This is a genomic window from Halomonas sp. I5-271120, from assembly GCF_030553075.1.
GTDB lineage: Bacteria > Pseudomonadota > Gammaproteobacteria > Pseudomonadales > Halomonadaceae > Onishia > Onishia taeanensis_A.
Genome location: NZ_CP130701.1, coordinates 1,113,746 through 1,140,092 on the forward strand (window position 1 = coordinate 1,113,746; position 26,347 = coordinate 1,140,092).

Here is a 26,347-nt window from a genome sequence, read left to right on the forward strand (position 1 = left end):
TGGAGATGAAAATCGGACCGTCAGGCGGCCCTCAGTACACGGCACTTTAGCGGATCGGCAGCGGTCGGAGAAGAAGGCGCGCCTCGCCCGGGCGCTCATGCACGAGGAACATCATGCCATTACCCCGGAAGGCTTGGCGACACGCCACCATCGCGCTGGCCCTGGTCGGCGCCCTGACCACGACGCCGGTTCAGGCCGTTGAGTTCGACCTGCCGCAGCTGGGCTCAGCCACCAGCGGTGTCAATCCGAGCGAGGAATACCGCCTGGGCCGCACCTGGCTACGCCAGTTTCGTGCCCGAGCACCGCTATGGCAGGACCCGATCAGCCAGGACTACGTCGACACTCTGATCGCCCGCCTGCTGCCCGACAGCGGCGTCCAGAGCAACCACCTGCTGGTGACCCTGGTCGATAGCCGGGTACTCAACGCCTTCGCGGTGCCAGGGGGGGTGGTGGGGGTCAACGCCGGCCTCTTTGCCTTCGCCAAGGACGAAGCCGCCCTGGCCTCGGTGCTGGCCCACGAACTGGGCCACCTTTCACTGCGCCACTACGCTCGCCAGCAGGCCAGAGCCGAAGAGACCCAGCTGCCGACCATGGCCGCAATGCTGGCCGGCATGCTGCTCGCTGCCGGCGGCGGAGGCGATGCGGGAATTGCCGCAGCCATGGGCTCTCAAGCCGCCTTCTTCCAGGACCAGTTGGCCTATTCGCGGCGCTACGAGCAGGAAGCCGACCGGCAGGGCCTGCAGGTAATGCGTGACGCCGGCTACGATCCTCAGGCGATGGTCGACATGTTCCGCGCCATGCAGCGCCAGGCGGCCTTGCAGGGCGGCAACCCACCGGAGTTTCTGCTCACCCACCCGCTCACCGAGTCGCGCATCAGCGATATTCAGGCCAGGGCCATGGGCCTGGGAACCGGCCCGACCCGCGACCCGGACCCGCAATATGACATGGTACGGGCCCGCGCGCTGCTGACGATCCACCAGGACGCCCCCGCCCAGGCCACCAGCCTGCTCGCTCAGAGCGATCCCGCTCCAGCCGCCAAGCGCTACCTGGCGGCCTTGATCCGCGCTCGTCAGGGAGACCTGGCCGGCGCTCTTTCGGCTCTCGATGCCCTGGCACGAGAATGGCCGGACCTGCCGTTGATCCCGACCAGCGCCGCCGAACTGGCCCTGGATGCCGGCCAGCACGGCGAGGCCCTGTCACGCAGTCAACGCCTGCTGCGGCTGATGCCTGACTATCTGCCGGCACGAATGATCGAAGCGGAAGCCCTGCTGCAGCAGGACCCCAAGGCCGCCTTCGACACGCTGCGCGATCTTGCCGAGCAGCGCCCCGAAGACCCCGGAGTCTTCAACCTGCTCTCAGAGGCCGCCGGGCGCAGCGACCGCGAGGCCTGGAGCCACCTGGCCCGCGCCGAATATCTGCAGCTGACCGGGCATATCACTCAGGCGATTCGCCAGCTGGACATCGCCGAGGACGTGGCCAAGCAGGAGAGTGACGTCGGCATTACCGGTCGCATCGAGGAGCGCCGCGAAGCCTTCGAGACCTACCGCGAGGACCTCAAGGACTTTCAATAGCCGACGACGCCTCGCTATTAACGTGACGTCTCGTTCCTTACCAACACAAAAAAGCGGCCCGCCCCATGCTGGGGCGGGCCGCCTTTCTATGCGATCAACTCACTGTCCTATCAGCTCACTTTCCGATCAACTCACTATCCAATCCACTCATCGCCCCGTTCAACGTAAGCGACAAGTGCACCGCATCTATCGGGTCAGTTGAAGGCCGGCGGACTAGCGCTGGAAATTGAGCATCCGCTCCAGGGGTTTCAACGCCTTCACGCGGAGCGCGTCGTCCACCTGAATCTCGCCGCTCAGCTCGCGCAGGGCGCCGGCCAGGTTGTCCAGAGCGTTCATGGCCATCCATGGGCAGTGGGCGCAGCTCTTGCAGGTCGCGCCACGCCCGGCTGTCGGCGCCTCGAAGAGGGTCTTGTCCGGTACCGCCTGCTGCATCTTGAAGAAGATGCCGCGGTCGGTGGCCACGATCAGCTTGTCCTGGGGCAGCTCCTTGGCCGCCTTGATCAGCTGCGAGGTAGAGCCCGTCACGTCGGCGAGTTCGACCACCGCCGCCGGTGACTCCGGGTGCACCAGCACCGCAGCGTCAGGATAAAGCGCCTTCAGATCCTCGATGCCCTTGGCCTTGAATTCCTCATGAACGATGCAGGCACCGTCCCAGAGCAGCATGTCGGCACCGGTCTGCTGCTGGATGTAGCCACCCAGGTGCTTGTCGGGCGCCCACAGAATCTTCTCGCCGCGCGCCTTCAGGTGCTCGATCACGTCGACAGCAATCGAGGAGGTCACCACCCAGTCGGCGCGCGCCTTCACCGCCGCCGAGGTGTTGGCATAGACGACTACGGTGCGATCGGGGTGGGCATCGCAGAAGGCCGCGAACTCATCGGCCGGGCAGCCCAGATCCAGCGAACAGGTCGCCTCCAGGGTCGGCATCAGCACACGCTTTTCCGGCGACAGAATCTTGGCGGTCTCGCCCATGAAGCGCACGCCTGCCACCACCAGGGTCGAGGCCTCATGGCGGGCACCGAAGCGAGCCATTTCCAGGGAGTCGGCCACACAGCCGCCGGTTTCCTCGGCAAGCTGCTGGATGGCGTCGTCGGTATAATAATGCGCTACCAGCACGGCATTACGCTCGTGCAGCAGGCGTTTGATTTCATCAATGCGCGCCTCATCCTCGGCGGGAATGCGCGTCGGGCAGTAGGCGCGGGCCAGATGCTCGCGCACCTCGGCTCGGGAAGTCATGATCGTCATCGTGTCTACCACTGTGACTGGCAGGGGCTCCCCCTGCATGGCACCAGATGCATCGGCCGCTGTGCTCTCTGCACGCGCCGAGGCTCCAGAGGGCGTTGACGGTACGGCTCCCGCACCGTCTGCCCAACTGACATTTTAGCTCGAATCGAGGCGCTTGTCGTCGCTAGAACACTCAACACGGCGTAAAGCGCCTGCCATGCGCGACGCCGGCAGTGATATCGCCCACTTCCAGGAGGCCTCGTCCACCCCGCTGCTCGCCCTGGCATGCGGCCGCCCTGGCACGTGGAAGCGCTGCCATCAGCACTGCCCTGTTTATCGGCCCGCGTATCGCCCCTGGGAGGCGACGGGCTTTTCATCCGCCCTGCCCCGCCCAAGCTCAGAGATCAACTACACTGAGAGAGTGAAGTCGCGACTTGGCTTCATCCCTCACCGTGTCGCGTTCGCGACAGGAAGTTAGTCCCATGAACACATTGCACGGGCCTGCACTCACTATCGGGATAGCAGTATTGCTACTCACTCTCTCGGGCTGTTCCGGCATGTCGGCACAGGACAGGAACACCGCCCTTGGCGCGGGCGCCGGCGCTATCGGTGGTTCGGTGCTGACGGGTGGCAGCACAATGGGCACTATCGGCGGTGCCGCCGTCGGCGGCGTCATTGGTCACGAAGTCAGCAAGCCTGACTGAAACAACACGACCATCAAGGAAGCGTGTTGCATCTCACCAAGGAGCAATAAAACATGAATAATATCGTCTATATCGTCGGCGCCGTCGTAATCGTGCTGGCCATCCTGTCATTTCTCGGCTTTCGCTAGGCTGGCACCTGGGCGTTCAGCATTTTGTTGGCACAGAAAAAATGTCAGCACAGACAACCCGCGCATAGCAAAACGCCCCGACCTCAGGGAGGTCAGGGCGTTTCGGCATAATTTGGTGGGTCGTGTAGGATTCGAACCTACGACCAATTGGTTAAAAGCCAACTGCTCTACCAACTGAGCTAACGACCCGCAGTCATATCCCGAACGGGGACATGCAGCGGCGGTAATGGTGGGTCGTGTAGGATTCGAACCTACGACCAATTGGTTAAAAGCCAACTGCTCTACCAACTGAGCTAACGACCCGCCGCCGGGCCGTCGAGATGGTGGGTCGTGTAGGATTCGAACCTACGACCAATTGGTTAAAAGCCAACTGCTCTACCAACTGAGCTAACGACCCGCTCGACAGGGCGCATAGGTTACTCGTATCACCCTGTCTTCGCAAGTCTTTTTACGCAGTTTTTCAGCGTTTGCGCTGTCCGGTCGGCTTGCGCATGCCTTGCACCGGGCGACGCTTGCGCTTGTCGCGGCTCCAGCGGTTCTTCTCGTCCGGGGTCAGCTCCGGCACCTTGCGCGACTCGAGGCCGGCAAGGGTCGACAGGTTATCGACCTCGGCCTGGGTCAGCTCGGTCCATTCGCCGGCCTTGGCCCGCTTGTCGAGGAAGATATTGCCGTAACGCACTCGCTTGAGGCGGCTCACGGTCAGCCCCTGGGATTCCCACAGACGGCGCACCTCGCGGTTGCGGCCCTCCATGATCACCACATGGAACCAGGTGTTGATGCCTTCGCCGCCGAACTCCTGCACGTCGGTGAAGTGCGCGGGGCCATCGTCGAGCATCACGCCCTCGACCATCGTCTTGACGTGGGCCTGGGTCACGTCGCCCATGACCCGCACCGCATATTCGCGCTCGACCTCGGTGGACGGATGCATCAGCCGGTTGGCCAGTTCGCCATCGGTGGTGAACAGCAGAAGACCGCTGGTGTTGATGTCCAGGCGGCCAACGGCCACCCAGCGCTCGCCCTTGAGGCGCGGCAGGCGCTCGAAGACGGTGCGACGCCCTTCCGGGTCCTTGCGGGTGCACAGCTCGCCCTCGGGCTTGTTGTACATGATGACCCGCCGGGTGCTCTCGGCGGCGGTCTTCAAGCTGACCGGCCGGTCGTCGAGGCTGACCCGATCACGGGGCTCGACGCGATCGCCGAGGCTTGCCACCTGGCCGTTGACCTTGACGCGCCCGGCGCTGATGGCGGTTTCCATCTCGCGGCGCGAGCCGAAGCCGGCACGGGCCAGCACTTTCTGCAGTTTTTCGCTTGTGGTGTTCATGACTCTGAGGGTGTCTCGTCAGATGAGTGATCCGTTCCCGCGCGGCCGTCATCATCGACGGTCGGCGCTTGGCGGGCGCGGTCGGCCAGGCGTGCTTCGAGATCGGCGAAGCTGAGCCCGGCCTGCGTGGACGCCTTCCCGGCGTGTGGGTCCGCGTCGGCCATCCCGGCCGTCGCGTGTTCATCGTCGGGCGCCGTAGCGCCCGCCTGCGGAGCCTGGGCCCCGTCCTGCTGTGCTGGCGATGCTGCCTCTTCTTCTGCGGCAGTGCCGCCAGCATGTGTCTCGTCTTCGCCTGATGGGGTCTCGCGGGTCGCTTCGTCGTGTAACGCTGCGTCGTCGCCTGCGGCCTCCCCGCTCGACCTATCTGAACCATCAGCAGACTGCTCGAGTTCGTTGAAGCGCGCCTCGAAGTCCTTCAGCTCGTGCATCGGCGGCAGCCCGTCCAGGGTCTTGAGGCCGAAGTCGTCGAGGAAGGCGCGGGTCGTGGCGTACACCGAAGGTCGCCCGGGCACATCCCGCTGACCCACCACACGAATCCAGCCGCGCTCGCTCAGGGTGCGCATGATCGAACTCGATACCGCCACGCCGCGCACCTCTTCGATATCGCCGCGGGTCACCGGCTGACGATAGGCAATCAGCGCCAGGGTTTCCAGCAGCGCGCGGGAATAGCGCTGCGGACGCTCGTCCCACAGCCGCGACACCCAGGGCGACAGGCGCTGGCGAATGCGCAACTGAAAGCCCGAAGCGGTCTCGATCAGCTCCAGGGCGCCGGATTCCAGGCGCTCGCCGAGCCGGGCCAGCGCCTCTCTAAGGTCGCGCCGCGGCGGCCGCTCATGATCGTCGAACAGGCTCTCCAGGCGCTCCGTCGACAGCGGCTCGCCGGCGGCCAGCAGGGCCGCTTCGAGAATCTGATCGAGATGGTGGCGCTCGTTCATGGCGCGGGCTTACTCCTGCTCGGCATCGGTGAGCGGCGGTGGGCGCCGCCCCGGGTCTTGCGTGTCATCGGTGGCCTCGAAGGGGCTTTCCTCTCCCTTTTCCGCCTCGCCGGCCACAGGCTCGTCGGCTTGCTCAGGCTGATAGGCCTGCTCCGGCTCGGCCAGCCGCGCGCGGACGTGAATCGGCGACAGTGGCGCATTCTGCACGATCTCGATCATCGCTTCCTTGGCAAGTTCGAGCAGTGCCATGAAGGTCACCACCACGCCTGCTTTGCCCTCTTCCAGCGTAAAAAGCGCTTCAAAGGGGGTATAGCGCTGATGATGCAGCGCCTCCATGATCTTGAGCATGCGTTCGCGGGTCGACAGCACCTCGCGGCTGATATGGTGCTCCTGGGTCAGCTCGGCGCGCTTCATGATGCCCGCCAGGGCGCCGAGAAGCTCATCGAGCTCGACATCCGGATGCACCACCCGCGTCTCGAGATCGGGCAAGGCGGCGGTGGCCGGAAACCAGTCGCGGCCGACCCGGGGCAATTCGCCGAGCGACTCAGCGGCCTCCTTGAGGCGCTCGTACTCCTGCAGGCGACGGATCAGCTCGGCCCTGGGATCGCCTTCGTCATCCTCGTCGTCGCCCTTGGGCGGGCGCGGCAGCAGGGTGCGCGACTTGATCTCGGCGAGCATCGCCGCCATCAGCAGATATTCACCGGCAAGCTCGATCTGCATCGCCTTCATCAGCTCGACGTACTCGATGTACTGACGAGTGATCGCGGCCACGTCGATGGACAGGATGTCCAGATTCTGGCGGCGAATCAGATACAGCAGCAAATCCAGCGGGCCCTCGAAGGTTTCGAGAAAGACCCTGAGCGCCTCGGGAGGAATGTACAGATCCTCCGGCATCTCGGTGATCGGCTGATCGAACAGCCGCGCGAGGATATCCGCCTGCTCGGCGGCGGCAGCTGGCTCATCGTCACGCGCCGTCTCGGATATCTCGCTCACACCCTGGGGGATCTCCTGCCATCGTGGCGCCGGCCCGCGTGACCGGCAAAGTCGCGCAGTCTACCAAGAGTCATGCCCCGGACGTAAGCCAGCCGTGACGCTGGCTATCTCGTTCAAGGACGAAACCCAAAGCGACATCACCTATCCGGGCCGGCCGCCTCGGCCTTGCGGTAGCGCCCCTGATAATCGAAGAGCTTGTCGCGCACCTGCCAGAAGCGCCCCACCTTGCGGCCTACCACGAAATCGGGCGCCTTGAGCCGGGCTTCGCCCTCGAGCACTTCCTGAATGCTGGTCGGCCGCCAGTCGGTGCCCGGGGCCCGCAGATGCCGGGCGAGAAAGGCACGCTGGAAGGCGTGGCGCTGGGCCGGCGTCTCCAGCGCAAACCACTCGGCGAGCGCGGTGCCATCTTCATCGTAATAGCTGATCTTGAGTCGCTCCAGGCCTCGACCATTACGGGTCGCTTCGAGCTGCATGGCACTGACCCTCAGCACACGGGCATCGCGCAGTTTGAGGGCCTCACGCAGCTTATCGTCAGGGTCGACCAACCGCTCGCCACAGCCGTGGCAGGCACGTGCCGCGATATCATTCTCGGCACCGCAGCGTTCGCAGGTCTTGAAGCGAAAGCGGAAGGAGCACTGTTCACTGGCGCCCGACGCCGCGCCTTGACCTTTATTGGCGCCCGACACCGCGCCTTGCCCCTTATTGGCGCCCGACGCCCCGCCACCTTGCCTGTCGCTTTCGTCCTTCATACCCGGTTCGCTGCGTTCGATCAGCCCCTGACAGCGCCGGCCAAAGTGCTCGATGACCAGCTCGCCGTCCATGCGCCCCCAGAACAGGTTGGCGTGGCCGCACTCGGGGCATTCTACTTGCACCGGCTCGGTGTCGCCGGCCGGGCGCGGTGCGGCGACCTCGGGGGCATAGATATCCCAGGGGTTGCCGGCGTAGTCGAGGATCAGGCAATCGCGCTTGCCCGGCGCCAGTCGCAGGCCGCGACCGATGATCTGCTGGTAGAGACTCACCGATTCGGTGGGGCGCAGTATCGCGATCAGATCCACGTGCGGCGCATCGAAGCCGGTGGTCAGCACCGAGACGTTGACCAGGTACTTGAGCGTGCGGGCCTTGAAGGCCGCGATCAGCCGCTCCCGCTCCTCCGAGGCCGTGGTGCCGGTGATCAGCGCCGTCTCGGCGGCGGGCAGCAGGCCGGTCACTTCCTCGGCGTGCTCGACGGTTGAACAGAACAGCATCACGCCCTGGCGGTCCTCGGCGCGGGCCATGACATCGGCGACGATGCCGGGCGTGGCGCGGGCGCCCTTAACCACCTGGTTCATCTCCTGCTCATTGAAGCTGCCGCCGATGCCTGGCGCCAGCGCCGAGAAGTCATAACCCTCGATGGCCACGTCGATGCGCCGGGGCTCGCTCAGGTAGCCCTGGCGCACCATCAGCCGCAGCGGCTGCTCGAAGACGCAGTCCTTGAAGAAGCAGTCCTCGTCGCCCCGCACCATGCCATGGTGATGACGGTGGAAGATGAAGCCCTGCCCGAGACGATAGGGCGTGGCGGTCAGGCCCAGCACCTTGAGGCGAGGATTGGCCTCGCCCAGAGCACTGATCACGCGACGGTAGCTGGCATCTTCACCCAGCGAGACCCGATGGCACTCGTCGATCACCACCAGGGTGAAGTCGCCCGCCGAGAAGGCATCGAGGCCGTTGATCACCGACTGCACCGAGCCGAACACCACCTGCCGGGTCGCCTCCTTGCGCTTGAGCCCGGCGCTGAAGATATCCGCCGAGAGGCCGTAGGCCTCATACTTGGCGTGATTCTGCTCGACCAGCTCGCGCACATGGGCGAGCACCAGCACGCGGCCCCGGGCGATGCGGGCGAGCTCGGCGATCACCAGCGACTTGCCGCTGCCGGTGGGTAACACCACCACGGCCGGCGCGTCGCTGCCACGGAAATGGGCAATGGTGCGTGCCACCGCCTCGTGCTGGTAGGGGCGCAGGGTTGGCACGTCGGAGGCGGGCGGTGTCGCGGAGGGGGCGGTTTGCGTCATGCCGCGCATTCTACCTTAGCGCCGGGCCAAACGTAGATAGCCAGAGAGGCAGAGAGGCAAGGCATGGGTGGCAAAGGGCAAAGGCAAGCGATCAGCACCAAGAGATCGCAACGAGAGCGCCAAGAGCCGCACAAAAAAGCGCCGCCCCGAGGGGCGGCGCTTGCTGGCTTAAGATCGGGCCATGCCTGACTGGCCGGGCGTGGCTAGCCTTACCTGACGGGCTCAGCCCAGCCAGGCGCGAGCGTTGCGGAACAGCCGCAGCCACGCGCCGTCCTGCGTCCACTCGGCTGGACGCCAGGAGTTGGTCACCGCACGCGCCACCCGCTCAGGGTGCGGCATCATGATGGTGACGCGCCCGTCCGGGGTGGTCAGGCCGGTGATCCCCGAGGCGGAGCCGTTGGGGTTGGCCGGATAGCGGCTGGTGACCTGGCCGTAGTTGTCGACGTAGCGCAGCGCGATCTGATCGCTGCCCTGCATGGCGCGCAGGTGGCCCGCGTCGCGGAACTCGGCACGGCCCTCGCCGTGGGCCACGGCGATCGGCAGCCGCGAGCCTTCCATGCCGGCGAGCAGAATGGAGGGGCTCTTCTCGACCTGCACCATCGACACCCGGGCCTCGAACTGCTCGGACTCGTTGCGCACGAAGCGCGGCCAGTTCTCGGCGCCGGGGATCAGCTCCTTGAGCTGGGAGAGCATCTGGCAGCCGTTGCACACGCCCAGCGAGAAGCTGTCCTCGCGCTCAAAGAAGGACGCGAACTGCTCCCGGGCGCGCTCGTTGAACAGCACCGACTTGGCCCAGCCACCACCGGCACCCAGCACGTCGCCGTAGGAGAAACCGCCGCAGGCGACCAGCCCCTTGAACTCATCGAGACTGACGCGGCCGGCGAGGATATCGCTCATGTGCACGTCCACCGCCTCGAAGCCGGCGCGATCGAAGGCCGCCGCCATTTCGACGTGGCCGTTGACGCCCTGCTCGCGCAGGATCGCCATGGGCGGGCGGGCCAGGTTGACGAACGGCGCAGTGATGTCCTCGTCGACGTCGAAACTCGGGGTCGCCGAGAGGCCCGGGTCACGGGCGTCGAGCAGGCCGTCGAATTCGTTCTTGGCGCATTCCGGATTGTCGCGCAGCGCCTGCATCCGGTAGCTGGTCTCGCTCCAGGTGCGCTGGGTCAGCTGGCGAGTGGTCTCGAGCAGCGGCTCCTCGAACAGCGTCACACGCACCTGATCGTCGTAGCGCGGGCGGGCGATGACGCCGCAGGTATCGATGCCGGCGGCGGCAAACTGCGCCAGCACCGCCTCGGTGTCGCGGCGGTTGACCTGGATCACCGCACCAAGCTCTTCCGCGAACAGCGCATCGACCGCCTCGACCGGCTCATCGACCAACCAGTCGAGCTTGATTTCGAGACCGGCGTGAGCGGCGAAGGCCATTTCCAGCAGGGTGGTGATCAGGCCACCGTCGCTGCGGTCGTGGTAGGCCAGCAGCTGGCCGTCGGCATTCAGCCCCTGGATGACACTGAAGAAGGCCTTCAGGTCTTCGGGATCGTCGACGTCCGGGCAGTCATGGCCGACCTGGCCGTAGACCTGAGCCAGGGCCGAGCCGCCGAGGCGATTCCGACCGGCGCCGAGATCGATCAGGATCAGATCGGATTCGTCCTGCTCCAGGTTGATCTGCGGGGTCAGGGTGGCGAGCGCATCGCTGACCGGGGCGAAGCCGGTGATCGCCAATGAGAGCGGCGCGGTGACGCTCTTGTCCTCGCCCTCCTCGTCCTGCCAGGCGGTGCGCATGGACATCGAGTCCTTGCCCACCGGGATGGCAATGCCCAGCGCCGGGCACAGCTCCATGCCCACCGCATGCACGGCGTCGTACAGCGCCTGGTTCTCGCCGGTGTGGTCAGCGGCACTCATCCAGTTGGCGGACAGCTTGATGTCGGAAAGCTTGCCGATCGGCGCCGCGGCCAGGTTGGTAATCGACTCGGCCACCGCCAGGCGGGCGCTGGCCGCCGGGTCGATCAGCGCCACCGGCGGCCGCTCGCCCATCGCCATGGCTTCGCCCTGGTGGGTATCGAAGCTGGCGGTGGTCACGGCGACATCCGCCACCGGCACCTGCCAGGGGCCGACCATCTGGTCGCGGGCGACCTGGCCGGTGATCGAGCGGTCGCCGATGGTGATCAAAAAGCTCTTGGAGGCCACGGCGGGCAGACGCAGCACCCGGTCCAGCGCTTCGCGCAGGTCCAGGTTATCCAGCGCCACGCCAGGCATATCGCGCTCTTCGCGACTGAACTCGCGCTGCATCTTGGGCGGTTTGCCGAACAGCACGCTCATCGGCAGGTCGACCGGTTTGGTGTCGAAGTGACCGTCGCGGACTTCAAGGTGATGGGCCTCGGTGGCCTCGCCGACCACCGCGAAGGGACAACGCTCGCGCTCGCAAAGCGCCTCGAAGGTCGCGAGCTGCTCGGGCGGCACCGCCAGCACGTAGCGCTCCTGAGCCTCGTTGCACCAGATTTCCAGCGGGCTCATGCCCGGCTCGGCGTTGGGCACCGCACGCAACTCGAAGACACCGCCGCGCCCGCCGTCCTTGACCAGCTCCGGCAGGGCGTTGGACAGGCCGCCGGCACCGACGTCGTGGATAAAGCAGACCGGATTCTCATCGCCCAGTGCCCAGCAGCGGTCGATGACCTCCTGGGAGCGACGCTCGATCTCGGGGTTGTCGCGCTGCACCGAGGCGAAGTCGAGATCTTCACTTGAGCTGCCTGAGGCCATCGAGGAGGCCGCGCCACCGCCGAGGCCGATCAGCATCGCCGGGCCGCCCATCACGATCAGCTTGGCGCCGACAGGGATATCGCCCTTCTCGACGTGGCCGTCACGGACGTTGCCGTAGCCGCCGGCCAGCATGATCGGCTTGTGGTAGCCGCGGCGTTCGATGCCGCCAGCGCCCAGGGCGTCCTGCTCGTAGGTACGGAAGTAGCCGGCGAGGTTCGGGCGGCCGAACTCGTTGTTGAAGGCGGCACCGCCGATCGGCCCCTCGAGCATGATGGCAAGCGCCGACTGGATGCGCTCGGGCTTGCCGTAGTCGAAGGCTTCCCAGGGCTGCACGAACTCGGGAATACGCAGGTTCGAGACCGAAAAGCCGGTGAGGCCGGCCTTGGGCTTGCCGCCGAGACCGGTGGCGCCCTCGTCGCGAATCTCGCCGCCGGCGCCGGTCGCCGCACCGGGATGCGGGGCAATGGCGGTCGGGTGGTTGTGGGTCTCGACCTTCATCAGGATCTGGATCGGTTCCTGATGGCTTGCGTAGGTGGCCCGCTCACCCGCCTTGCCGGTCAGCGGCGCGGCGAAGAAACGCCCCGCCTCGCTGCCACGAATCACCGCAGCGTTGTCGCTGTAGGCTGAAAGAGTATCTTCCGGCGACTGCTCATGGGTATTCTTGATCATCTTGAACAACGAGCGCGGCTGCGCCTCGCCGTCGATCACCCAGTCGGCGTTGAAGATCTTGTGGCGGCAGTGCTCGGAGTTGGCCTGGGCGAACATCATCAGCTCGACGTCGGCCGGGTTGCGACCCAGCCCTTCGAAGGCTTCGAGCAGGTAGTCGATCTCGTCTTCGGCGAGCGCCAGACCGAGCGCCTGGTTGGCCTCGACCAGGGCCGCGCGGCCCTTGGCCAGCACATCGACCTGGCCAAGCGGGGCCGGCGACTGATGGGAGAACAGCTTGGCCGCATCGGAGGCATTGGTCAGCACCGACTCGGTCATGCGGTCGTGGATCGTCGCCACGATCGCCTCGAAGGCGTCCTCGGAGAGGGTGCCGTCGAGCTGCACGCGATAGGCGATACCGCGCTCCAGGCGCTGGATCTTGTCCAGGCCACAGTTGCGGACGATATCGGTGGCCTTCGAGGACCAGGGCGACTGGGTGCCGATACGCGGCACCACCAAAAACAGATGACCGTCGCGCGCACCGGCCGGGGCAACGGCCCCATAGTCCAGCAGACGCTCGAGGGTCGCGGTTTCTTCGGCGGACAGATCGCCGTCATGATCGATGAAATGGACGTAGTCGGCCGTGAGGGAGGCGACTTCCGGTACCTGGGTACGCAGGGCGGCCATCAGCTTGGCATGACGGAAATCAGAGAGGGCGGGCGCACCTCGCAGTTCGAGCATGTCGTTCGAGCCTCGGGAACAAAGCATGAAATGGGGGCCGCGGCCTGCGGCAACGAATTCCCCATGATACTGGAAAGGCCGCGCCACCGAAATCCGCGAGGTGGCAGCCTGTAAAAGGGTAGTTTAAGGTGAGCTTTCCTTATTGCGACTGAATCTACTAATGCTCAAGGCCGTCGCCCGACATCTGCTGCACTACCATCGCTGGTACCTGTCGCTGGGCGTGGCCGTCACCCTGGCCTTGCTGCCGCATCGTCAGAACCCGGCGCCAAACCACCATTTGGAGGAGGTTCGCGACCGCGACTTCCTGACTGTCGTCAGCCGCAACACCCCGACCAGCTACTACGAAGGCCGCCGCGGACCGACCGGCTTCGAGTACGAACTGGCGCGCCGTTTCGCCGACCACCTGGGCGTCAGCCTGTCGATGGAAACCAAGAGCGACATCGCCAGCGTGCTTCAGAGCGTCGCCAGTGGCGAGGGCGATGTGGGCGCCGCGGCGTTGACCCTGGCACCGTCCAGAACCGACCTCAACTTCAGTACCGCCATCCTCGAGCTACAGCCGCAGGTGGTCTATCGTCGCGGACTGCCCCCGGTGGACAGTGTCGAGGACCTCGTGGGTCTCGAGATCGCTACCATTCGCGACTCCGGGATCGGTGGCGTGCTGCGCGGCCTGCAGGAGGAGTTTCCCGAACTCAGCTGGCGCGAAGCCGGCGACCTTGAGGTCGCCGATCTCCTGCAGCGCGTCGAAGAAGGCGAACTGGATGCCGCGGTGATCTTCACCCACCAGTTTACCCTCAACCGCCTGTTCTTCCCCGGCGTCGATGATGGCGTCACTCTCGGTGAACCCCTGAGCATGGTCTGGGCCTTTCCGGCCGACTACGGCCTTGGCCTGCAGCGCGAAGCGAACGACTTTCTGGCGTCGCTGCGGCGCGACGGCACGCTCAATGCTCTGATCAAGCGTTACTTCGGTCAGGAGGACTATCTCGAGTACGTCGGCGCCCGCACCTTCATTCGCCAGCTTCAGGAGAAGCTCGACGACTACGATGATCTGTTTCGCAAGGCCGCGAGGGAGACCGGGTTCGACTGGAAACTGCTGGCAGCGCTCGGGTATCAGGAATCCCACTGGGAGCCACGCGCCACCTCGCCTACCGGGGTACGTGGGCTGATGATGCTGACCAACGCCACCGCCTCCGAAATGGACGTCAGCAACCGTCTCGACCCTGCACAAAGCATCGACGGCGGTGCCCGCTACCTGCGCGAGATGATGGACCGCCTGCAGGAAGAAATCACCGGCGATGACCGGCTATGGATGGCGCTTGCCGCCTACAATGTGGGCCTTGGCCATCTCTATGACGCCCAGAAGATCGCCGAGATGCGCGGCGGTGACCCCTATGCCTGGCCGGACGTACGCGAGGCGCTGCCACTGCTGCAGAATCGCGCCTGGTACTCCAAGGTGCGTCACGGCTATGCCCGCGGCGGCGAGCCGGTGATCTACGTGCGCAATATTCGGCGCTATTACGAGATCCTCAACTACGTCGACCGCAGTCAACAGCAGTTCTTCCAGCTCAACGAGCGGGCAGAAAGCGAAACGGCTGACGACGGTCAGCAGTATGATCGCATCCCACCGATCCTATGAGCCGACGCCTTCTCACCCCCGTTTCTCTGCTGCTGTGCTGCTCGGCCCTTGTCACTATCGTGGCGGCTGGCCTATCGCAGGACATCGGTTTCAGGGACCCCAGTCTGGTGGCCACCCTGGCACTCACGCTAGCCAAGCTCGCCTGGCTCTGCCACTGGCCGCGCCTGGCACGCAGCATGGCCAGCGTCACAGTTGCGTGCCTGACGCTCGGACTCTTGAGCTATCTGCTGCCCGAATACTGGGTCGCTACGGCACGCTGGCAGGCCATTGCCGCCTGGCTTCAGCCAGGCACGGGCCTAGAGGACTGGCGAGCACCGTTGCTCGCGACACTCTGCCTGATCCTGCTCGGCGGCGCCCAGCTGACGGGGCGCCGTGCCTCGCTGGGCAGCCCCATGCTGCTCGGTCTGGCGGTACTGATGTGGCTCGCTCAGTTGGACGTTGGCATCATGCCAGCCACGCGGTGGGTCATTGACTATACGGCGGCACCGACCGCGCTGGTGCCCATGGGCTGCCTATTGGCCGCTCATGCACTGCGCCTTACCATCACATTCATCGCTGAGCGCCAACTGCTGGTCCGCCCTCTGTCGATGGCGCTGCTACTCGGCGGCCTGGCCCTGGCATTCTCCCAGCACCTGCAATTCCTCGAGGACCGCCGCCTGCATAGCGTGCTGAAGGAAGAAAACGACCGGCTGGCCGATAACCTTTCCGGGGAGGTCCTCGATCATCTGCGTGCCATGCGGCGCTTCGTCAACGGCTGGCGGCTATTAGATTCGCCCCCGGATGCTGCCAGCTGGGCCGTGATGGCCGAGCCGCTGTATCGCGACTTCGGCTATTTCGTGAACATCGCCCTGGTCGAACCCGATTCGCGCATTCGTTATGTCTACCCCATGGATGCGGCCAATCAGCGCCTCCTGGGCATAAAGATATCCGAAAACCAGCCTGCCGGGCGCCCGGCCCAGCAACGAGCGCTGATCGACCATCAGGAAGCGATTACCGACGTCATCCCACTGCTGCAGGGTCAATACGGCATCATCTACTACCTGCCGACCCAAATCGCCACCGGCCGCTTCATTGGCGCCAGCGCCATGGTGCTCAGCCTGCAGGCCCTGACCGACACGCTCACGGAGACCGTCGACGCGCAGCGCACCCGGCTCGAACTGCGTCAGGCATCGAAACCTCTGGCCATCCTGGGGCCCGGCGACGGCAATCGCGCCTGGGCGAACACCGCGCAGATCCATATCGGTGATCATCCGCTGACGCTGACGACCCTGCCCTCGCGGCTGCGACTGCTGGAGTACCACGCCAGGCTGCCAGCGGTCGGCCTGGCCACCGGCCTGGGCCTTTCCTATCTACTGTTCCTGGTGCTGTTCTCTCACCGGCACCTGGCCATCCAGCACCGTCTGCTCCATGGCTCCCACGCCCAGCTGCGCCGGGAAATCAAGGCCCGTAGCCGCCTGCAGAAGGAAGTCGAATGGCTGGCCCGTCATGACGAACTGACCAACCTGGCCAACCGGCGGATGCTGATGGAAACCCTCAAGGCGCAGCACGACACTCGCCCGCTGTGCGTGATGATATGTGACCTTGATCACTTCAAGCGGATCAACGACAGCCTCGGCCATCCGGCAGGCGACGAATACCTGAAACGCCTGGGCGAGCTGGGCGAGGCCGTGGCGAGCCGAGCCGGCGGTCTGTTTGCTCGCTACGGCGGCGAGGAATTCATCGTACTGCTGCCCGGCTGCGATACCGCGCAGGGCCTGCGGGTGGCCGATGAGCTCAAGGCCTCACTCCAGTCCGCCAACCTCCAGCACCATGACGGCGAAGCATTGACCATGAGCATCGGCCTGACCGCCCTCGAGCAAGGGCCTCTGGATATCGCCACGCTGATGCAGGTCGCCGACGAGGCTCTCTATCAGGCCAAGAAACAGGGACGCAACCGAATCGTCAGCGCCACGATGCCGGTCTAGCCACGCCGCGCAACGACGACCCGAACACCGACGCGCGCTGGGTCACGCGCTTTCGCTCATGCCCCTGCCGGTCACTGACGGCGATCGGCGAAGAACGCCTTCAGCAGCCGCTTGGCCTGGGCGGCCAACAGCCCACCTTCCACCTCGACGCGGTGGTTGTACCAGGGCTGGGCGAAGAGGTTGGCGCGGGATTCCACCATGCCCGTCTTGGGCTCGGCGGCGCCGTAGACGACGCGCGCCAGGCGCGCGTGGATGATCGCCCCGGTACACATCAGGCAGGGCTCCAGCGTGACGTAGAGGGTGCAGCCGTCGAGGCGATAGTTGCCAAGCCTCGCAGCCGCATCGCGCAGGGCACGTACCTCGGCATGGGCACTGGGGTCATGGCCGCCGACCGGGGCATTGAAGCCCTCGCCCATGATCTCGCCGGCGTCGTCCACCACCACGGCGCCCACCGGCACCTCACCCGCTGCGAGGCCAAGGCGCGCCTGATCCAGGGCGCGGTGCATGTAGAATTCATCGCTGCGCATCGGCGAGCCTCTCGGGTATGCTGTGAAGATTGAAACAAGCGTATGGCGCTCGCAGCGCCATGTCAGAGGATCACATCATGTCTCAAGCGTTGGACAATCTGGTGGCCCTGCTGGGGCTGGAGATGATCGAGGAAAATCTCTTCCGAGGCCATAGCCAGGATCTGGGCTTCCCCCAGCTGTTCGGCGGTCAGGTACTCGGTCAGGCGCTCTCGGCCGCCACCCGCACGGTGCCCGCCGAACGTCGCGTGCATTCCCAGCACGGCTATTTCCTGAGGCCGGGCGATCCACAGCTGCCGGTGGTCTACCAGGTCGACCGGGTCCGCGATGGCGGTAGCTTCACCACCCGCCGGATCACCGCCATCCAGAAGGGCAAACCGATCTTCTTCTGCAGCGCCTCCTTTCAGGGCGACGAGCACGGCTTTCATCATCAGCTCACCATGCCCGACGTCGACGACCCGGAGACGCTGATTCAGGAAGGCGCCAAGGTCCAGCGCTTCAACGGCCACCCCATCGAATTCCTGCACCTCGACGACGAGGCCCCTGGCAACGACGGCGCGCCGCGCAAACGCCTATGGTTCCGGCTGGCGGGCGAGCTGCCCGACGACCCTGCCCTGCACCGCTATCTGCTGGCCTACAGCTCGGATTTCAATCTGCTGACCACCTCGCTGGTTTCCCACGGCGTTGCCTTCGGTGACCCGCAGCTGCAGATAGCCAGCCTCGATCATTCGTTGTGGTTCCATCAGAACGTCACCGTCAACGACTGGCTACGCTACGACATGGACAGTCCCTGGGCCGGCGGCGCACGCGGTTTCGCTCGCGGCAGCATCTATGACCGTAAGGGCCGACTGGTCGCCTCTTCCGCCCAGGAAGGCCTGACCCGCGTTCGCGATTTCGAAGGCTGACGGCAAGCATTCAAGAACCGGCACCCAAGGACGGACACCCGGCGGGATGAACTGGCAGGCGACGGGCGTTGCCCCTATTCTCAGCTCGGGGCTCCGCTCAGGCATTCTAGGCCCCGTCGTGCCGGTGTAGCTCAGTTGGCAGAGCAGCGCATTCGTAATGCGCAGGTCGGTGGTTCGAATCCACTCATCGGCACCAGAACAAGCAATAACGTGCAGGCGCTGGGGGATAGGCTCTTAAGAGCACGTCCGCCCATGCCGTCATGCATAACTGACACCGTCTTAGTAGTCCTGTCGCCTCACCGCCGCGCGATGATCCACACCGCATGAACGATGCCGGGTATGTAGCCGAGCAGCGTCAGCAGGATGTTGATCCAGAACTGCAGACCGAGACCGACTTGAAGAAAGACACCCACCGGAGGCAGCAGGATCGCGAGCACAATGCGGATAACGTCCATGAGATAACTCCTTGTATTGATGGCGATGAGCCTGCTTGCCTGTATCGACCACTGCGTGTCTCGGAATGTTCCGAGCGTAAACAGTCAAGAGCGCAGGAAGAGTAGAAAGGCGCACTGTCCCGGACCTCTTCCAGCCTAGCGGGGCCAATGCCATCAGCTAGCGCTACGGGTATGAACCTGACCTCACCATTCCTCACCATCGCCAAGGGCCAGGTTTTCGTAAAGGTTTACTTTCTCGGCGTTGATCTCGCTCGGCTATGTCTAAGAGCAAGTCTCAGTGCAAGTCTCAGTGCAAGTCTTAGAGCAAGTCTCGGGGCTAGCCTCAGGGCTATTCCCGAGGCTTGTCGCGTGCCCACTCAGTCGACGCTGGTATCCCGGAAAGCGGAGTTGATGAGGCAGTAGAGCCCATAGCCGAACAGGCCGAGAGCCACCACGCCCAGTAGCCAGGGGCCGAAGGGCTGGGCGGCCAGAACGTTCAGCGCGCCGCCGAGCCCTTGAGCCTGACTCGGATCGGTTCGCCATGCGGCGATGCACAGAAAGAGACCGATGATCATGAAGACCACCCCGCGAGCTGAGAGGCCCCAGCGGGTGATGCCCTCGAAGAAGCGGCGCTGCGCCGTGGACATGTCCTGGTGATGCCAGTTCTTGAGGTAGGAGCGGGTGATGGCCCGCCACAGCTGACGCAGGCCGACCCCCAGGAACACCAGACCGACGGCGAAGATCAGGGCCACGCCTCCCCGGTGGCTCATCAGCAGGGCGGTGCGATCCTGAGCGGCGCCTTCCCCCGACGCCATCGCCAGGTTACGCAACAGGTCGAAGCAGTAGACCCCCAGGCTGCCGTGGGTGAGGGTGCTGACGAGAAAGCCCAGGCGTGTCCCGCTTCCCTTGAGGCCCAGCCCTACCTCCTCGGTATCCAACAGGGCCTGCAACAGGCGCCACAAGGCGTAAGCGAACAGCCCGATGCCCAGCAGGCCGAGCATGACGTCTCCGAAAGGTCGACTAACCAGTTGGTTGATCGCCTGCTTGGAACCCACATTGTCCCCGCCAAGCCCAGCCGCCGCCAGGGAGGCGAGGCCACCAATCAGCAGATAGACGATTCCCTTGGCGACATAGCCGGCGCGAGCTGCAAGGGAAAGGCCCTGCTTGAGTCGTGTCTCGGATCGCGTCATGGGGGCTCCGTGCCGAGGGGCGGGGGTCGAGGGGAACGCCTCAGGCTCAGGATCACGATGGTAAGGGCCCCCCGGGCGTTTGACTACATGGTCATGCCGGGAAACCCTTTCCAACAGTTCCGCTATAACCAACGACGCCGACCGCGAGCGGTCGGCGACCAGAGTGAGGCCGGCGAAGTAGCCCAGGTGGGAAGTGTCAGCCCGGGCTCATGCCACGCAGCCGCTCGCTGCGGCGGCGCAGCAGTTCAAGCGTTGCCAGCAGCAGCATCGACAGCACTACCAGCATCGTCGCTACCGCCAGGATGGTCGGGCTGATCTGCTCACGAATGCCTGACCACATCTGAAGCGGCATGGTGCGCTGCTCGGGCCCGGCGATGAACAGCACCACCACCACCTCATCGAAAGAGGTGATGAAGGCGAACAACGCCCCCGACACGACCCCCGGCGTAACCAGCGGCAGTACCACTTTGAAGAAGGTGCGTGTGGGGTTGGCACCCAGGCTGTGAGCAGCGCGAATCAGGGTGGTATCGAAGCTCGACAGGGTCGCCGTCACCGTGATCACCACGAAGGGAATGCCCAGCGCCGTATGGGCTAGGATCACCCCCAGATAGGTCTGGGCCAGTTGGATCTTCGAGAAGAAGAAGAACATCGCCGCCGCCGAGATGATCAGCGGCACGATCATCGGCGAGATCAGAAGCGCCATGATCAGCCCGCGGGCCGGCATATGCCGGCTCGACAGGCCAAGCGCGGCGATAGTGCCAAGCACCGTGGCCAGCACCGTCGAGGAGATACCGACGATGAAGCTGTTCTTGATCGAGTTCAGCCAGGCGCTGGAGGTGAAGAACTCCTGATACCAGCGCAGCGAATAGCCTTCCGGATCGAAGTTCAGCATCGCCTCCGAGAAGGTGAAGTACGGCTCGGCATTGAACGACAGCGGGATGATCACCAGCAGCGGGCCGACCAGAAACAGGAAGACCAGCGCACACAGGACGAGAAAGACGTAATGCCAGATGCGCTCGCCACGGGTGGCATAGGAAGGAATCGCCATCACATTACCCCAGTTTGACTTTGTCGACGCCGATCAGGCGGTTGAAGATCATGTAGAACACGATGACCACGAACAGCAGGATCGAAGCGATCGCCGCGGCCAGGCCCCAGTTCAGCGAGGTCTGCATATGGTAGGCGATGTAGTTGGTAATGAAGCGTCCCGACTGGCCGCCTACCAGCGCCGGCGTGATGTAGTAGCCGATCGACAGAATGAACACCAGAATCCCGCCAGCGGCGATGCCGGGAATGGTCAGCGGGAAGTAGACGCGCCGGAACGACAGGAACGGCTTGCCGCCAAGCGACCGTGCGGCCCGCATGTAGCTTGGAGGAATCGTCTTCATCACCGAGTACAGCGGCAGAATCATGAACGGCAGCAGGATATGGGTCATGGCGATGATGGTGCCGGTCTTGTTGTGAATCATCTGCCATCGCGCTTCGTCGGCGACGACCCCCAGCGCCACCATCATGTCATTGAGCACCCCCTGGGACTGCAGGATGGCGATCCAGGTGGTGGTGCGCACCAGCAGTGAGGTCCAGAACGGCAACAGCACCAGGATCATCAGCAGGTTGGCACGCCGCGCCGGCAGGTTCGCCAGCAGAAAAGCGACCGGGTAGCCGAGCACCAGCGTCAGCAGGGTGATCAGGCCACTCATCCAGAAGGTGCGCCAGAACAGCGCCACATGGATCTGCAGGTAGTCCGGCACCTCGACAATGTCGCCGGCGGGCGTGTACTGAAGATCGACCGCCGCCAGGTAGTACGACAGGGTATAGGGCGAAGATTCACGCTCGATCAGTTGCCAGGTCTCGAGCTCGCCCCAGGCGTCGTTGGCATCGATCAAGGCCGCCTTGTAGGGCGGTTCGATGCGTGACAGGCGCCGGGCGGTGCCCATTACCGCCGAGCGCATGCCCGACTTCTCGTAGTTCAGGCGACTCGACACCAACCCCAGATTGCGCTCTTCCTGACCGATCTCAAGATCTTCTGCCAGGGCGGCGTAGACCGGCTCATCGGGCAACGAGGCGCCGTCCCAGCTCTCGAGAGCCGCCACGGTGCGCGGCAGGGCATTGGAGACTTCGGGGTTGTCGACGCTGCGCCAGAGCATGTCGAAGATCGGCATCACGAAGGCGATGATCAGGAAGGCCAGCAGCGGCGAGACCAGCAGCAGGGCCTTGAGTTTCAACCGGCGCGAGGCGCGGCGCAGACTGACTTTCAGCGGCACGCCGTCGGCAGTGGTCAGCGGAGCAGAAGGGGAATCAGACACGCGAGCCTCTCCATTCGGGTCACCGGTGATCAACTCACCGGGCATTCGCGACCCCGCCGCGCATCACGGCAGGCGTGATGCGCAGGCGAGGCACGGAGAAAGAGAGCGCCGCCCGAAGGCGGCGCTGAGTCTTACATGGCCAGCCAGGCGTCGAAGCGGCGGCTCAGTTCATCGATGTTGTCGGCCCAGAACTCGTCATTCTTGGGAATGGCGGTAGCGAAGTTGGGCGGGAAGGTCGGCATGTGCGGGGTCATCTCGATGCCGGTCTCGGCATGGGTGGAGACCATGCCTGAGGACGATTTGCGGGCCGGACCGTAGGAGATGTAGCGGGCCTGGTCGGCGAGACGCTGGGTATCGGTGGCGAAGTTGAGATAGTCCTTGACCTTGTCGAGCTTGCCGGTCGGCACCACCCAGCCATCGAGCTCGAAGACCTGGGCATCCCAGATGATCTCGAAGGGCTGCCCCTCACTCAGCATGGCGTTGAAAATCCGCCCGTTGTAGGCCGAGCCGAAGGCGACCTCCTGGTCGGCCAGCAGTTGGGGGGGCTGGGCGCCTTCCTGCCACCAGATCACCTGATCCTTGATGGTATCGAGCTTGGCGAAGGCGCGCTGCACGCCCTCCTCGGTGGAGAGCACGTCATAGACGTCTTCCGGTGCCACGCCATCGGCGACCAGTGCCCACTCGAGGTTGTTGATCGGCTTGCGCATCAGGGTACGCTTGCCCGGGAAGTTCTCCAGGTCGAAAACGTCGGCGATGGTGCTCGGCTGCTTGTCCTCGGGGAACATCTCGGTGTTGAAGGCGACGATGTTGGAATAGACGATCGAGGCGACGAAGCACTCATCCAGCGCCCCGTCGACGAAGTCCTCGCTGGGCGGCGTGCCGTCCGGCGCATCCGCCAGCAGGGCATCATGGTCGAGGGGCTCGATCAGGCCCTCGGCGCAGGCGATCAGGGCATCGGCGGGCAGCATGTCGACCAGGTCCCAGGTCACGTTGCCGGCCTGGGACTGGGCACGCAGCCCGGCCAGGGCGTTGCCGCTGCGGTCGATGTTGACGATCTCGTCGCCGGTCTTCTCCATCCAGGGCTCGTGGTAGGCCTTCTGCTGGCTCTCGCTGTAGGCCCCGCCCCAGGAGACGATATTGAGGGTTTCGGCCTGGGCGCTGACCGCCGCGGCCAGCGCACTGAGGCCGACCAGGGCCAACGAGGCACGCCGGATGCGCAGCGAGCGACGACCTGCCACCTGCTTCATGACGTTGTACATGACATTCTCCATTTATTGTTGTGCTTGGTTTTACCGTACGTTTTTTGCTGTCTTTCGTTTTGCCGTACTGGGTTTTGCCGTACTGACTCTTTCCCTGCTTAGCGGTTGAGATATTGCCGATGATGCCGCGCTGCCACGCCTCGCGTGATCCACGGCGTCTCTGCAAGGGGATAGGTCTCCCCACGGCCCCTGCCTAGGCATCCAGTGCGCGACAGTCGACGCTGCACCAGCCGACCTGGATGTCCTGACCCGGCCGCAGGCTTTCAAAGCCGGCGGCATTGGGCGTTTTGAGGATGAATTCGTCGCTGCCGCACACCGACAGGCGGGTGCGCAGGTGATCGCCCAGGTAGATCACTTCCTGAACGCGAGCGCTGAAGACGTTATCGAAGCGCTCGGCGTCACCCTCGCGGAGGATCGAGACCCGCTCCGGGCGCAGCGACAGCGTCGTGCGCGACCCGGGGCCCTCGACGGCCACCGGCTTGGCGGTCACCGTCTCGCCGCTGTCCAGGCGCACCGTGCATGTCTCGCCCTGCTGCGCGGCCACCTCGCCGACTAGGCGGTTGTTCTCGCCGATGAAGTAGGCCACGAAGGCATTCTCGGGGGCCTCGTAGAGGGTCTCGGGACTCGCCAGCTGCTGCACCACGCCATCGTTGAAGACCGCGATGCGATCCGACATGGTCAGCGCCTCGGTCTGGTCGTGGGTCACATAGATCATGGTCACGCCCAGGTCGGCGTGGATGCGCTTGATCTCGTACTGCATTTCCTCGCGCAGGTTCTTGTCCAGCGCGCCCAGCGGCTCGTCCATCAGCACCAGCTCGGGTTCGAAGACCAGCGCCCGCGCCAGCGCCACCCGCTGCTGCTGGCCACCAGAGAGCTGGGCGGGGCGACGGTCGCCGAAGTCGCCCAGGTGCACCATGTCCAGCGCCCGCTTGACCTTCTGGTTGATCTCATCCTTGGACAGGTCCCGCACCTCGAGGGGAAAGGCCAGGTTCTCGGCCACGCTCATGTGCGGAAAGAGCGCGTAGTTCTGGAACACCATGCCGATGCCGCGCTTGTGGGGCGGCAGACCGTTGATCGGCGTGTCCTTGAGCAGGATCTCGCCATGGGTGGGGGTTTCGAAACCGGCCATCATCATCAGGCAGGTGGTCTTGCCCGACCCTGACGGCCCCAGCAGGGTCACGAACTCCCCCTGGCGGATATCGAGGTTGAACCCCTTGACGACCAGACTCTCGCCGTCATAGCTCTTCTGGACATCGATAAAGCGGGCAAATAGCGATTCTTCATCGGCTTCGGCCGGGGCACTGGGCGCTGCTGCGAGGGTCTGGGTCATGCCGGGTTCCTGTGCGTCGCCGTTATTGTGATTGTTCGGGCACGGCTGCGGAATGCGGCCTCCAGCGAGGATGGGCCTCATTCTTTTCCACAGCTCACATCGACACTAGAGCGGATATCTATCGCAAGACAAGCACGGGGTGGGACAACCAGCGTTGAATGGCGCTGGTGTCGGCCGGTGTGGTTTCTGATAGCTGCGGCGATTTCCGTGTCGTCAGATCAGCGGGTCGAATACCGCCAGAGACCCCTCACCAGCGGCGTGGTTGACCCGATACACCTGGTTGATCTAAGCCTGCCCGGATGAGCTCGGAAGGCCTCGTTGCCCGCAAGAAACTTGGTGGCAACCGGCTAACTGTGCTGACGACAGCGATGCCTACTGAGGGCCATACTGACGCCATTGATGCGAATCCCGCCGATATCGGACGGGCAAGGAGGCGTGCCCATGGACGAGGTCACCCGCCAGTTTCTGACCAGCCATCATCTGGCCATCCGGCTCGCCGTGGCGCTGCTGCTGGGTGCACTGATCGGCCTGGAACGAGGCTGGGAAGCCCGAGGCGAGGCCGCCGGCCAGCGCATCGCCGGCATTCGCACCTTCGCACTAGTGGGCCTGCTCGGGGGCATCGCCGCCCTGCTTGCCGAACGCATCACGGTCTGGGCCTTTCCAGCGATCTTCCTCGGCGTGGTAGTGACCAGCCTGATTGCCTATCAGGCCCGGCTTCGCGAGGTGCCCGACTACAGCATCACCAGCATGGTCGGCATGCTGCTGACCTTCTGCTACGGCTCCCTCGCCGTGGCTGTCGACCCGACCCTTGCCGCCGCAGCGGCCGTGATCACCACGCTGATCCTCGACAATAAGCACGAGATCCATGGCCTGCTCAATAAGCTGCAGCGCCATGAGCTGGATGCGGGCTTCAAACTGTTGCTGATCTCGGTGGTGATCCTGCCCTTGCTGCCCAACCAGAACCTGGGCCCCGGTGGGGCCCTCAACCCCACCGCCATCTGGTGGCTGGTGGTGATGATCGCGGCGATCTCCTTCGTCGGCTATTTCGCCATGCGCCTGGGCGGCACCCGCCGTGGCATCCTCTTCACCAGCCTGTTCGCCGGGCTGAGTTCCTCCACCGCCCTGACCCTGCATTTCGCCCGCCTGTCGCGGCGCTCGGAAGGGCTCGGCCCGCTGCTGGCCGCCGGCATCCTGATCGCCTGCGGCACCATGTTCCCGCGCATTCTGCTCTACTGCCTGGTGATCAATCCGGCCCTGCTGGGCCCGTTGATCGTGCCGGTCGCGGTGATGGCGGCGCTGCTGTGGCTGCCGGCGCTCTGGCTATGGCACAACCACCATGACGGCGCAGCGCTGGCGGAACCAACGCCCACTCAGAACCCGCTGGAGCTCAAATCGGCGCTTTTGTTCGGCGCGCTACTGACAGCGGTAATGCTGCTCGGAGAGTGGCTGCGCGAGTGGCTCGGCGATGCCGGGATCTATCTGCTGTCGGCGGTCTCGGGCATTGCCGACGTGGATGCCATCACGCTGTCGCTGACGCGCATGGCCGAACACAGCCTGGCACTGCCCACCGCCGTGCTCGGCATCGTGTTGGCGGCGTCGGTCAACAATCTGGTCAAGGCGGGACTGGCGAGCGTCATCGGCAGCCGGCAACTGGGCTGGCGAGTGGCAGGGCCGATGACCGTGTCGCTGATGGCGGGGCTGGCGGTGGCCTGGCTGATCTAGGACACCGACCAACCGCCTG

General features: G+C 64.8%; 19 protein-coding genes and 4 tRNA genes. 7 read left to right on the forward strand and 16 right to left on the reverse strand.

The features are described from left to right. Nucleotides 1-113 precede the first annotated feature (113 nt). Nucleotides 114-1,571, forward strand: a complete 1,458-nt coding sequence (locus Q2K57_RS04905; RefSeq protein WP_304526213.1) for a M48 family metalloprotease — start codon at nucleotides 114-116, stop codon at nucleotides 1,569-1,571. A 213-nt stretch (nucleotides 1,572-1,784) separates the two neighbouring features. On the opposite strand, the gene nadA is transcribed toward Q2K57_RS04905, so the two are convergent. Next, nucleotides 1,785-2,813, reverse strand: a complete 1,029-nt coding sequence (gene nadA, locus Q2K57_RS04910; protein ID WP_112053772.1) for a quinolinate synthase NadA — start codon at nucleotides 2,811-2,813, stop codon at nucleotides 1,785-1,787. A 461-nt stretch (nucleotides 2,814-3,274) separates the two neighbouring features. Here nadA and Q2K57_RS04915 point away from each other — a divergent pair, with 461 nt between their 5' ends. Further along, nucleotides 3,275-3,496 carry a glycine zipper 2TM domain-containing protein gene (locus Q2K57_RS04915; RefSeq protein ID WP_112053773.1) on the forward strand — a complete coding sequence of 74 codons (222 nt, stop codon included), beginning with the start codon at nucleotides 3,275-3,277 and terminating at the stop codon, nucleotides 3,494-3,496. A 241-nt stretch (nucleotides 3,497-3,737) separates the two neighbouring features. Here the strand turns inward: Q2K57_RS04915 and Q2K57_RS04920 are convergent. From Q2K57_RS04920 to purL, 8 genes are all read right to left on the reverse strand, one after another. Further along, a tRNA-Lys gene (locus Q2K57_RS04920) sits at nucleotides 3,738-3,813 on the reverse strand. Nucleotides 3,814-3,851: 38 nt separating this feature from the next. Continuing rightward, a tRNA-Lys gene (locus Q2K57_RS04925) sits at nucleotides 3,852-3,927 on the reverse strand. A gap of 18 nt (nucleotides 3,928-3,945) precedes the next feature. Continuing rightward, nucleotides 3,946-4,021 (reverse strand) — tRNA-Lys (locus tag Q2K57_RS04930). Nucleotides 4,022-4,084: 63 nt separating this feature from the next. Beyond that, nucleotides 4,085-4,942: a 23S rRNA pseudouridine(2605) synthase RluB gene (gene rluB, locus Q2K57_RS04935; RefSeq protein ID WP_112053774.1), complete on the reverse strand. Its 858-nt coding sequence runs from the start codon at nucleotides 4,940-4,942 to the stop codon at nucleotides 4,085-4,087. Further along, nucleotides 4,939-5,877, reverse strand: a complete 939-nt coding sequence (gene scpB, locus Q2K57_RS04940) for an SMC-Scp complex subunit ScpB (RefSeq protein WP_304526214.1) — start codon at nucleotides 5,875-5,877, stop codon at nucleotides 4,939-4,941. The genes rluB and scpB overlap by 4 nt, the downstream gene beginning before the upstream one ends. Nucleotides 5,878-5,886: 9 nt before the next feature. Further along, a complete protein-coding gene (locus Q2K57_RS04945; RefSeq protein WP_369700306.1) occupies nucleotides 5,887-6,861 on the reverse strand; it encodes a ScpA family protein in 975 nt (324 codons plus the stop codon). 146 nt (nucleotides 6,862-7,007) lie between these two features. Then, nucleotides 7,008-8,918: a DEAD/DEAH box helicase gene (locus Q2K57_RS04950; protein ID WP_304526215.1), complete on the reverse strand. Its 1,911-nt coding sequence runs from the start codon at nucleotides 8,916-8,918 to the stop codon at nucleotides 7,008-7,010. A gap of 222 nt (nucleotides 8,919-9,140) precedes the next feature. Continuing rightward, nucleotides 9,141-13,061, reverse strand: a complete 3,921-nt coding sequence (gene purL / locus Q2K57_RS04955) for a phosphoribosylformylglycinamidine synthase (protein ID WP_304526216.1) — start codon at nucleotides 13,059-13,061, stop codon at nucleotides 9,141-9,143. A gap of 160 nt (nucleotides 13,062-13,221) precedes the next feature. Here purL and mltF point away from each other — a divergent pair, with 160 nt between their 5' ends. Beyond that, nucleotides 13,222-14,694: a membrane-bound lytic murein transglycosylase MltF gene (gene mltF, locus Q2K57_RS04960; protein ID WP_304526217.1), complete on the forward strand. Its 1,473-nt coding sequence runs from the start codon at nucleotides 13,222-13,224 to the stop codon at nucleotides 14,692-14,694. Beyond that, nucleotides 14,691-16,658, forward strand: coding sequence for a diguanylate cyclase (locus Q2K57_RS04965; RefSeq protein WP_304526218.1), 1,968 nt, complete (start codon nucleotides 14,691-14,693; stop codon nucleotides 16,656-16,658). Before mltF ends, Q2K57_RS04965 begins: the two co-directional genes overlap by 4 nt. A gap of 71 nt (nucleotides 16,659-16,729) precedes the next feature. Here the strand turns inward: Q2K57_RS04965 and tadA are convergent, their stop codons facing one another. Beyond that, a complete protein-coding gene (tadA, locus tag Q2K57_RS04970) occupies nucleotides 16,730-17,185 on the reverse strand; it encodes a tRNA adenosine(34) deaminase TadA (RefSeq protein WP_304526219.1) in 456 nt (151 codons plus the stop codon). Nucleotides 17,186-17,262: 77 nt separating this feature from the next. On the opposite strand from tadA, the gene Q2K57_RS04975 reads away from it, so the two are divergent. Both Q2K57_RS04975 and Q2K57_RS04980 read left to right on the forward strand, forming a co-directional pair. Then, nucleotides 17,263-18,087 carry an acyl-CoA thioesterase II gene (locus tag Q2K57_RS04975; RefSeq protein ID WP_304526220.1) on the forward strand — a complete coding sequence of 275 codons (825 nt, stop codon included), beginning with the start codon at nucleotides 17,263-17,265 and terminating at the stop codon, nucleotides 18,085-18,087. A 120-nt stretch (nucleotides 18,088-18,207) separates the two neighbouring features. Continuing rightward, a tRNA-Thr gene (locus Q2K57_RS04980) sits at nucleotides 18,208-18,283 on the forward strand. A 100-nt stretch (nucleotides 18,284-18,383) separates the two neighbouring features. Here Q2K57_RS04980 and Q2K57_RS04985 read toward each other — a convergent pair. The 6 genes from Q2K57_RS04985 to Q2K57_RS05010 all read right to left on the reverse strand — a co-directional run bounded on the left by Q2K57_RS04985 (nucleotide 18,384) and on the right by Q2K57_RS05010 (nucleotide 24,606). After that, nucleotides 18,384-18,542, reverse strand: coding sequence for a YqaE/Pmp3 family membrane protein (locus Q2K57_RS04985; RefSeq protein WP_112053781.1), 159 nt, complete (start codon nucleotides 18,540-18,542; stop codon nucleotides 18,384-18,386). A 356-nt stretch (nucleotides 18,543-18,898) separates the two neighbouring features. Then, complete coding sequence (locus Q2K57_RS04990) at nucleotides 18,899-19,711, reverse strand: DUF1206 domain-containing protein (protein WP_304526221.1); 813 nt, start codon at nucleotides 19,709-19,711, stop codon at nucleotides 18,899-18,901. A gap of 196 nt (nucleotides 19,712-19,907) precedes the next feature. After that, entirely contained in the window at nucleotides 19,908-20,759 is an 852-nt protein-coding gene (locus Q2K57_RS04995) for an ABC transporter permease (RefSeq protein WP_112053783.1), read from the reverse strand. A gap of 4 nt (nucleotides 20,760-20,763) precedes the next feature. Further along, nucleotides 20,764-22,017 (reverse strand): ABC transporter permease, encoded by a 1,254-nt coding sequence (locus tag Q2K57_RS05000; protein ID WP_304526222.1) that lies wholly within the window; start codon nucleotides 22,015-22,017, stop codon nucleotides 20,764-20,766. 131 nt (nucleotides 22,018-22,148) lie between these two features. Next, nucleotides 22,149-23,276 (reverse strand): ABC transporter substrate-binding protein, encoded by a 1,128-nt coding sequence (locus Q2K57_RS05005; protein ID WP_304526223.1) that lies wholly within the window; start codon nucleotides 23,274-23,276, stop codon nucleotides 22,149-22,151. A 193-nt stretch (nucleotides 23,277-23,469) separates the two neighbouring features. Next, nucleotides 23,470-24,606 (reverse strand): ABC transporter ATP-binding protein, encoded by a 1,137-nt coding sequence (locus tag Q2K57_RS05010; RefSeq protein WP_112053785.1) that lies wholly within the window; start codon nucleotides 24,604-24,606, stop codon nucleotides 23,470-23,472. Nucleotides 24,607-25,047: 441 nt separating this feature from the next. On the opposite strand from Q2K57_RS05010, the gene Q2K57_RS05015 reads away from it, so the two are divergent. Continuing rightward, entirely contained in the window at nucleotides 25,048-26,328 is a 1,281-nt protein-coding gene (locus tag Q2K57_RS05015) for an MgtC/SapB family protein (protein WP_304526224.1), read from the forward strand. Nucleotides 26,329-26,347: the final 19 nt, after the last annotated feature.

Bases quoted from the DNA above. Each gene is read 5' to 3' on its own strand.
- tadA (WP_304526219.1), bottom strand. From the start codon at position 17,185: ATGCGCAGCGATGAATTCTACATGCACCGCGCCCTGGATCAGGCGCGC.
- Q2K57_RS04950 (WP_304526215.1), bottom strand. From the start codon at position 8,918: ATGACGCAAACCGCCCCCTCCGCGACACCGCCCGCCTCCGACGTGCCA.
- rluB (WP_112053774.1), bottom strand. From the start codon at position 4,942: ATGAACACCACAAGCGAAAAACTGCAGAAAGTGCTGGCCCGTGCCGGC.
- purL (WP_304526216.1), bottom strand. From the start codon at position 13,061: ATGCTCGAACTGCGAGGTGCGCCCGCCCTCTCTGATTTCCGTCATGCC.
- Q2K57_RS05005 (WP_304526223.1), bottom strand. From the start codon at position 23,276: ATGTACAACGTCATGAAGCAGGTGGCAGGTCGTCGCTCGCTGCGCATC.
- scpB (WP_304526214.1), bottom strand. From the start codon at position 5,877: ATGAACGAGCGCCACCATCTCGATCAGATTCTCGAAGCGGCCCTGCTG.
- nadA (WP_112053772.1), bottom strand. From the start codon at position 2,813: ATGACGATCATGACTTCCCGAGCCGAGGTGCGCGAGCATCTGGCCCGC.
- Q2K57_RS05015 (WP_304526224.1), top strand. From the start codon at position 25,048: ATGGACGAGGTCACCCGCCAGTTTCTGACCAGCCATCATCTGGCCATC.
- Q2K57_RS04905 (WP_304526213.1), top strand. From the start codon at position 114: ATGCCATTACCCCGGAAGGCTTGGCGACACGCCACCATCGCGCTGGCC.
- Q2K57_RS04990 (WP_304526221.1), bottom strand. From the start codon at position 19,711: ATGACGCGATCCGAGACACGACTCAAGCAGGGCCTTTCCCTTGCAGCT.
- Q2K57_RS04985 (WP_112053781.1), bottom strand. From the start codon at position 18,542: ATGGACGTTATCCGCATTGTGCTCGCGATCCTGCTGCCTCCGGTGGGT.
- Q2K57_RS05010 (WP_112053785.1), bottom strand. From the start codon at position 24,606: ATGACCCAGACCCTCGCAGCAGCGCCCAGTGCCCCGGCCGAAGCCGAT.
- Q2K57_RS04995 (WP_112053783.1), bottom strand. From the start codon at position 20,759: ATGGCGATTCCTTCCTATGCCACCCGTGGCGAGCGCATCTGGCATTAC.
- Q2K57_RS04975 (WP_304526220.1), top strand. From the start codon at position 17,263: ATGTCTCAAGCGTTGGACAATCTGGTGGCCCTGCTGGGGCTGGAGATG.
- Q2K57_RS04915 (WP_112053773.1), top strand. From the start codon at position 3,275: ATGAACACATTGCACGGGCCTGCACTCACTATCGGGATAGCAGTATTG.
- Q2K57_RS04965 (WP_304526218.1), top strand. From the start codon at position 14,691: ATGAGCCGACGCCTTCTCACCCCCGTTTCTCTGCTGCTGTGCTGCTCG.
- mltF (WP_304526217.1), top strand. From the start codon at position 13,222: ATGCTCAAGGCCGTCGCCCGACATCTGCTGCACTACCATCGCTGGTAC.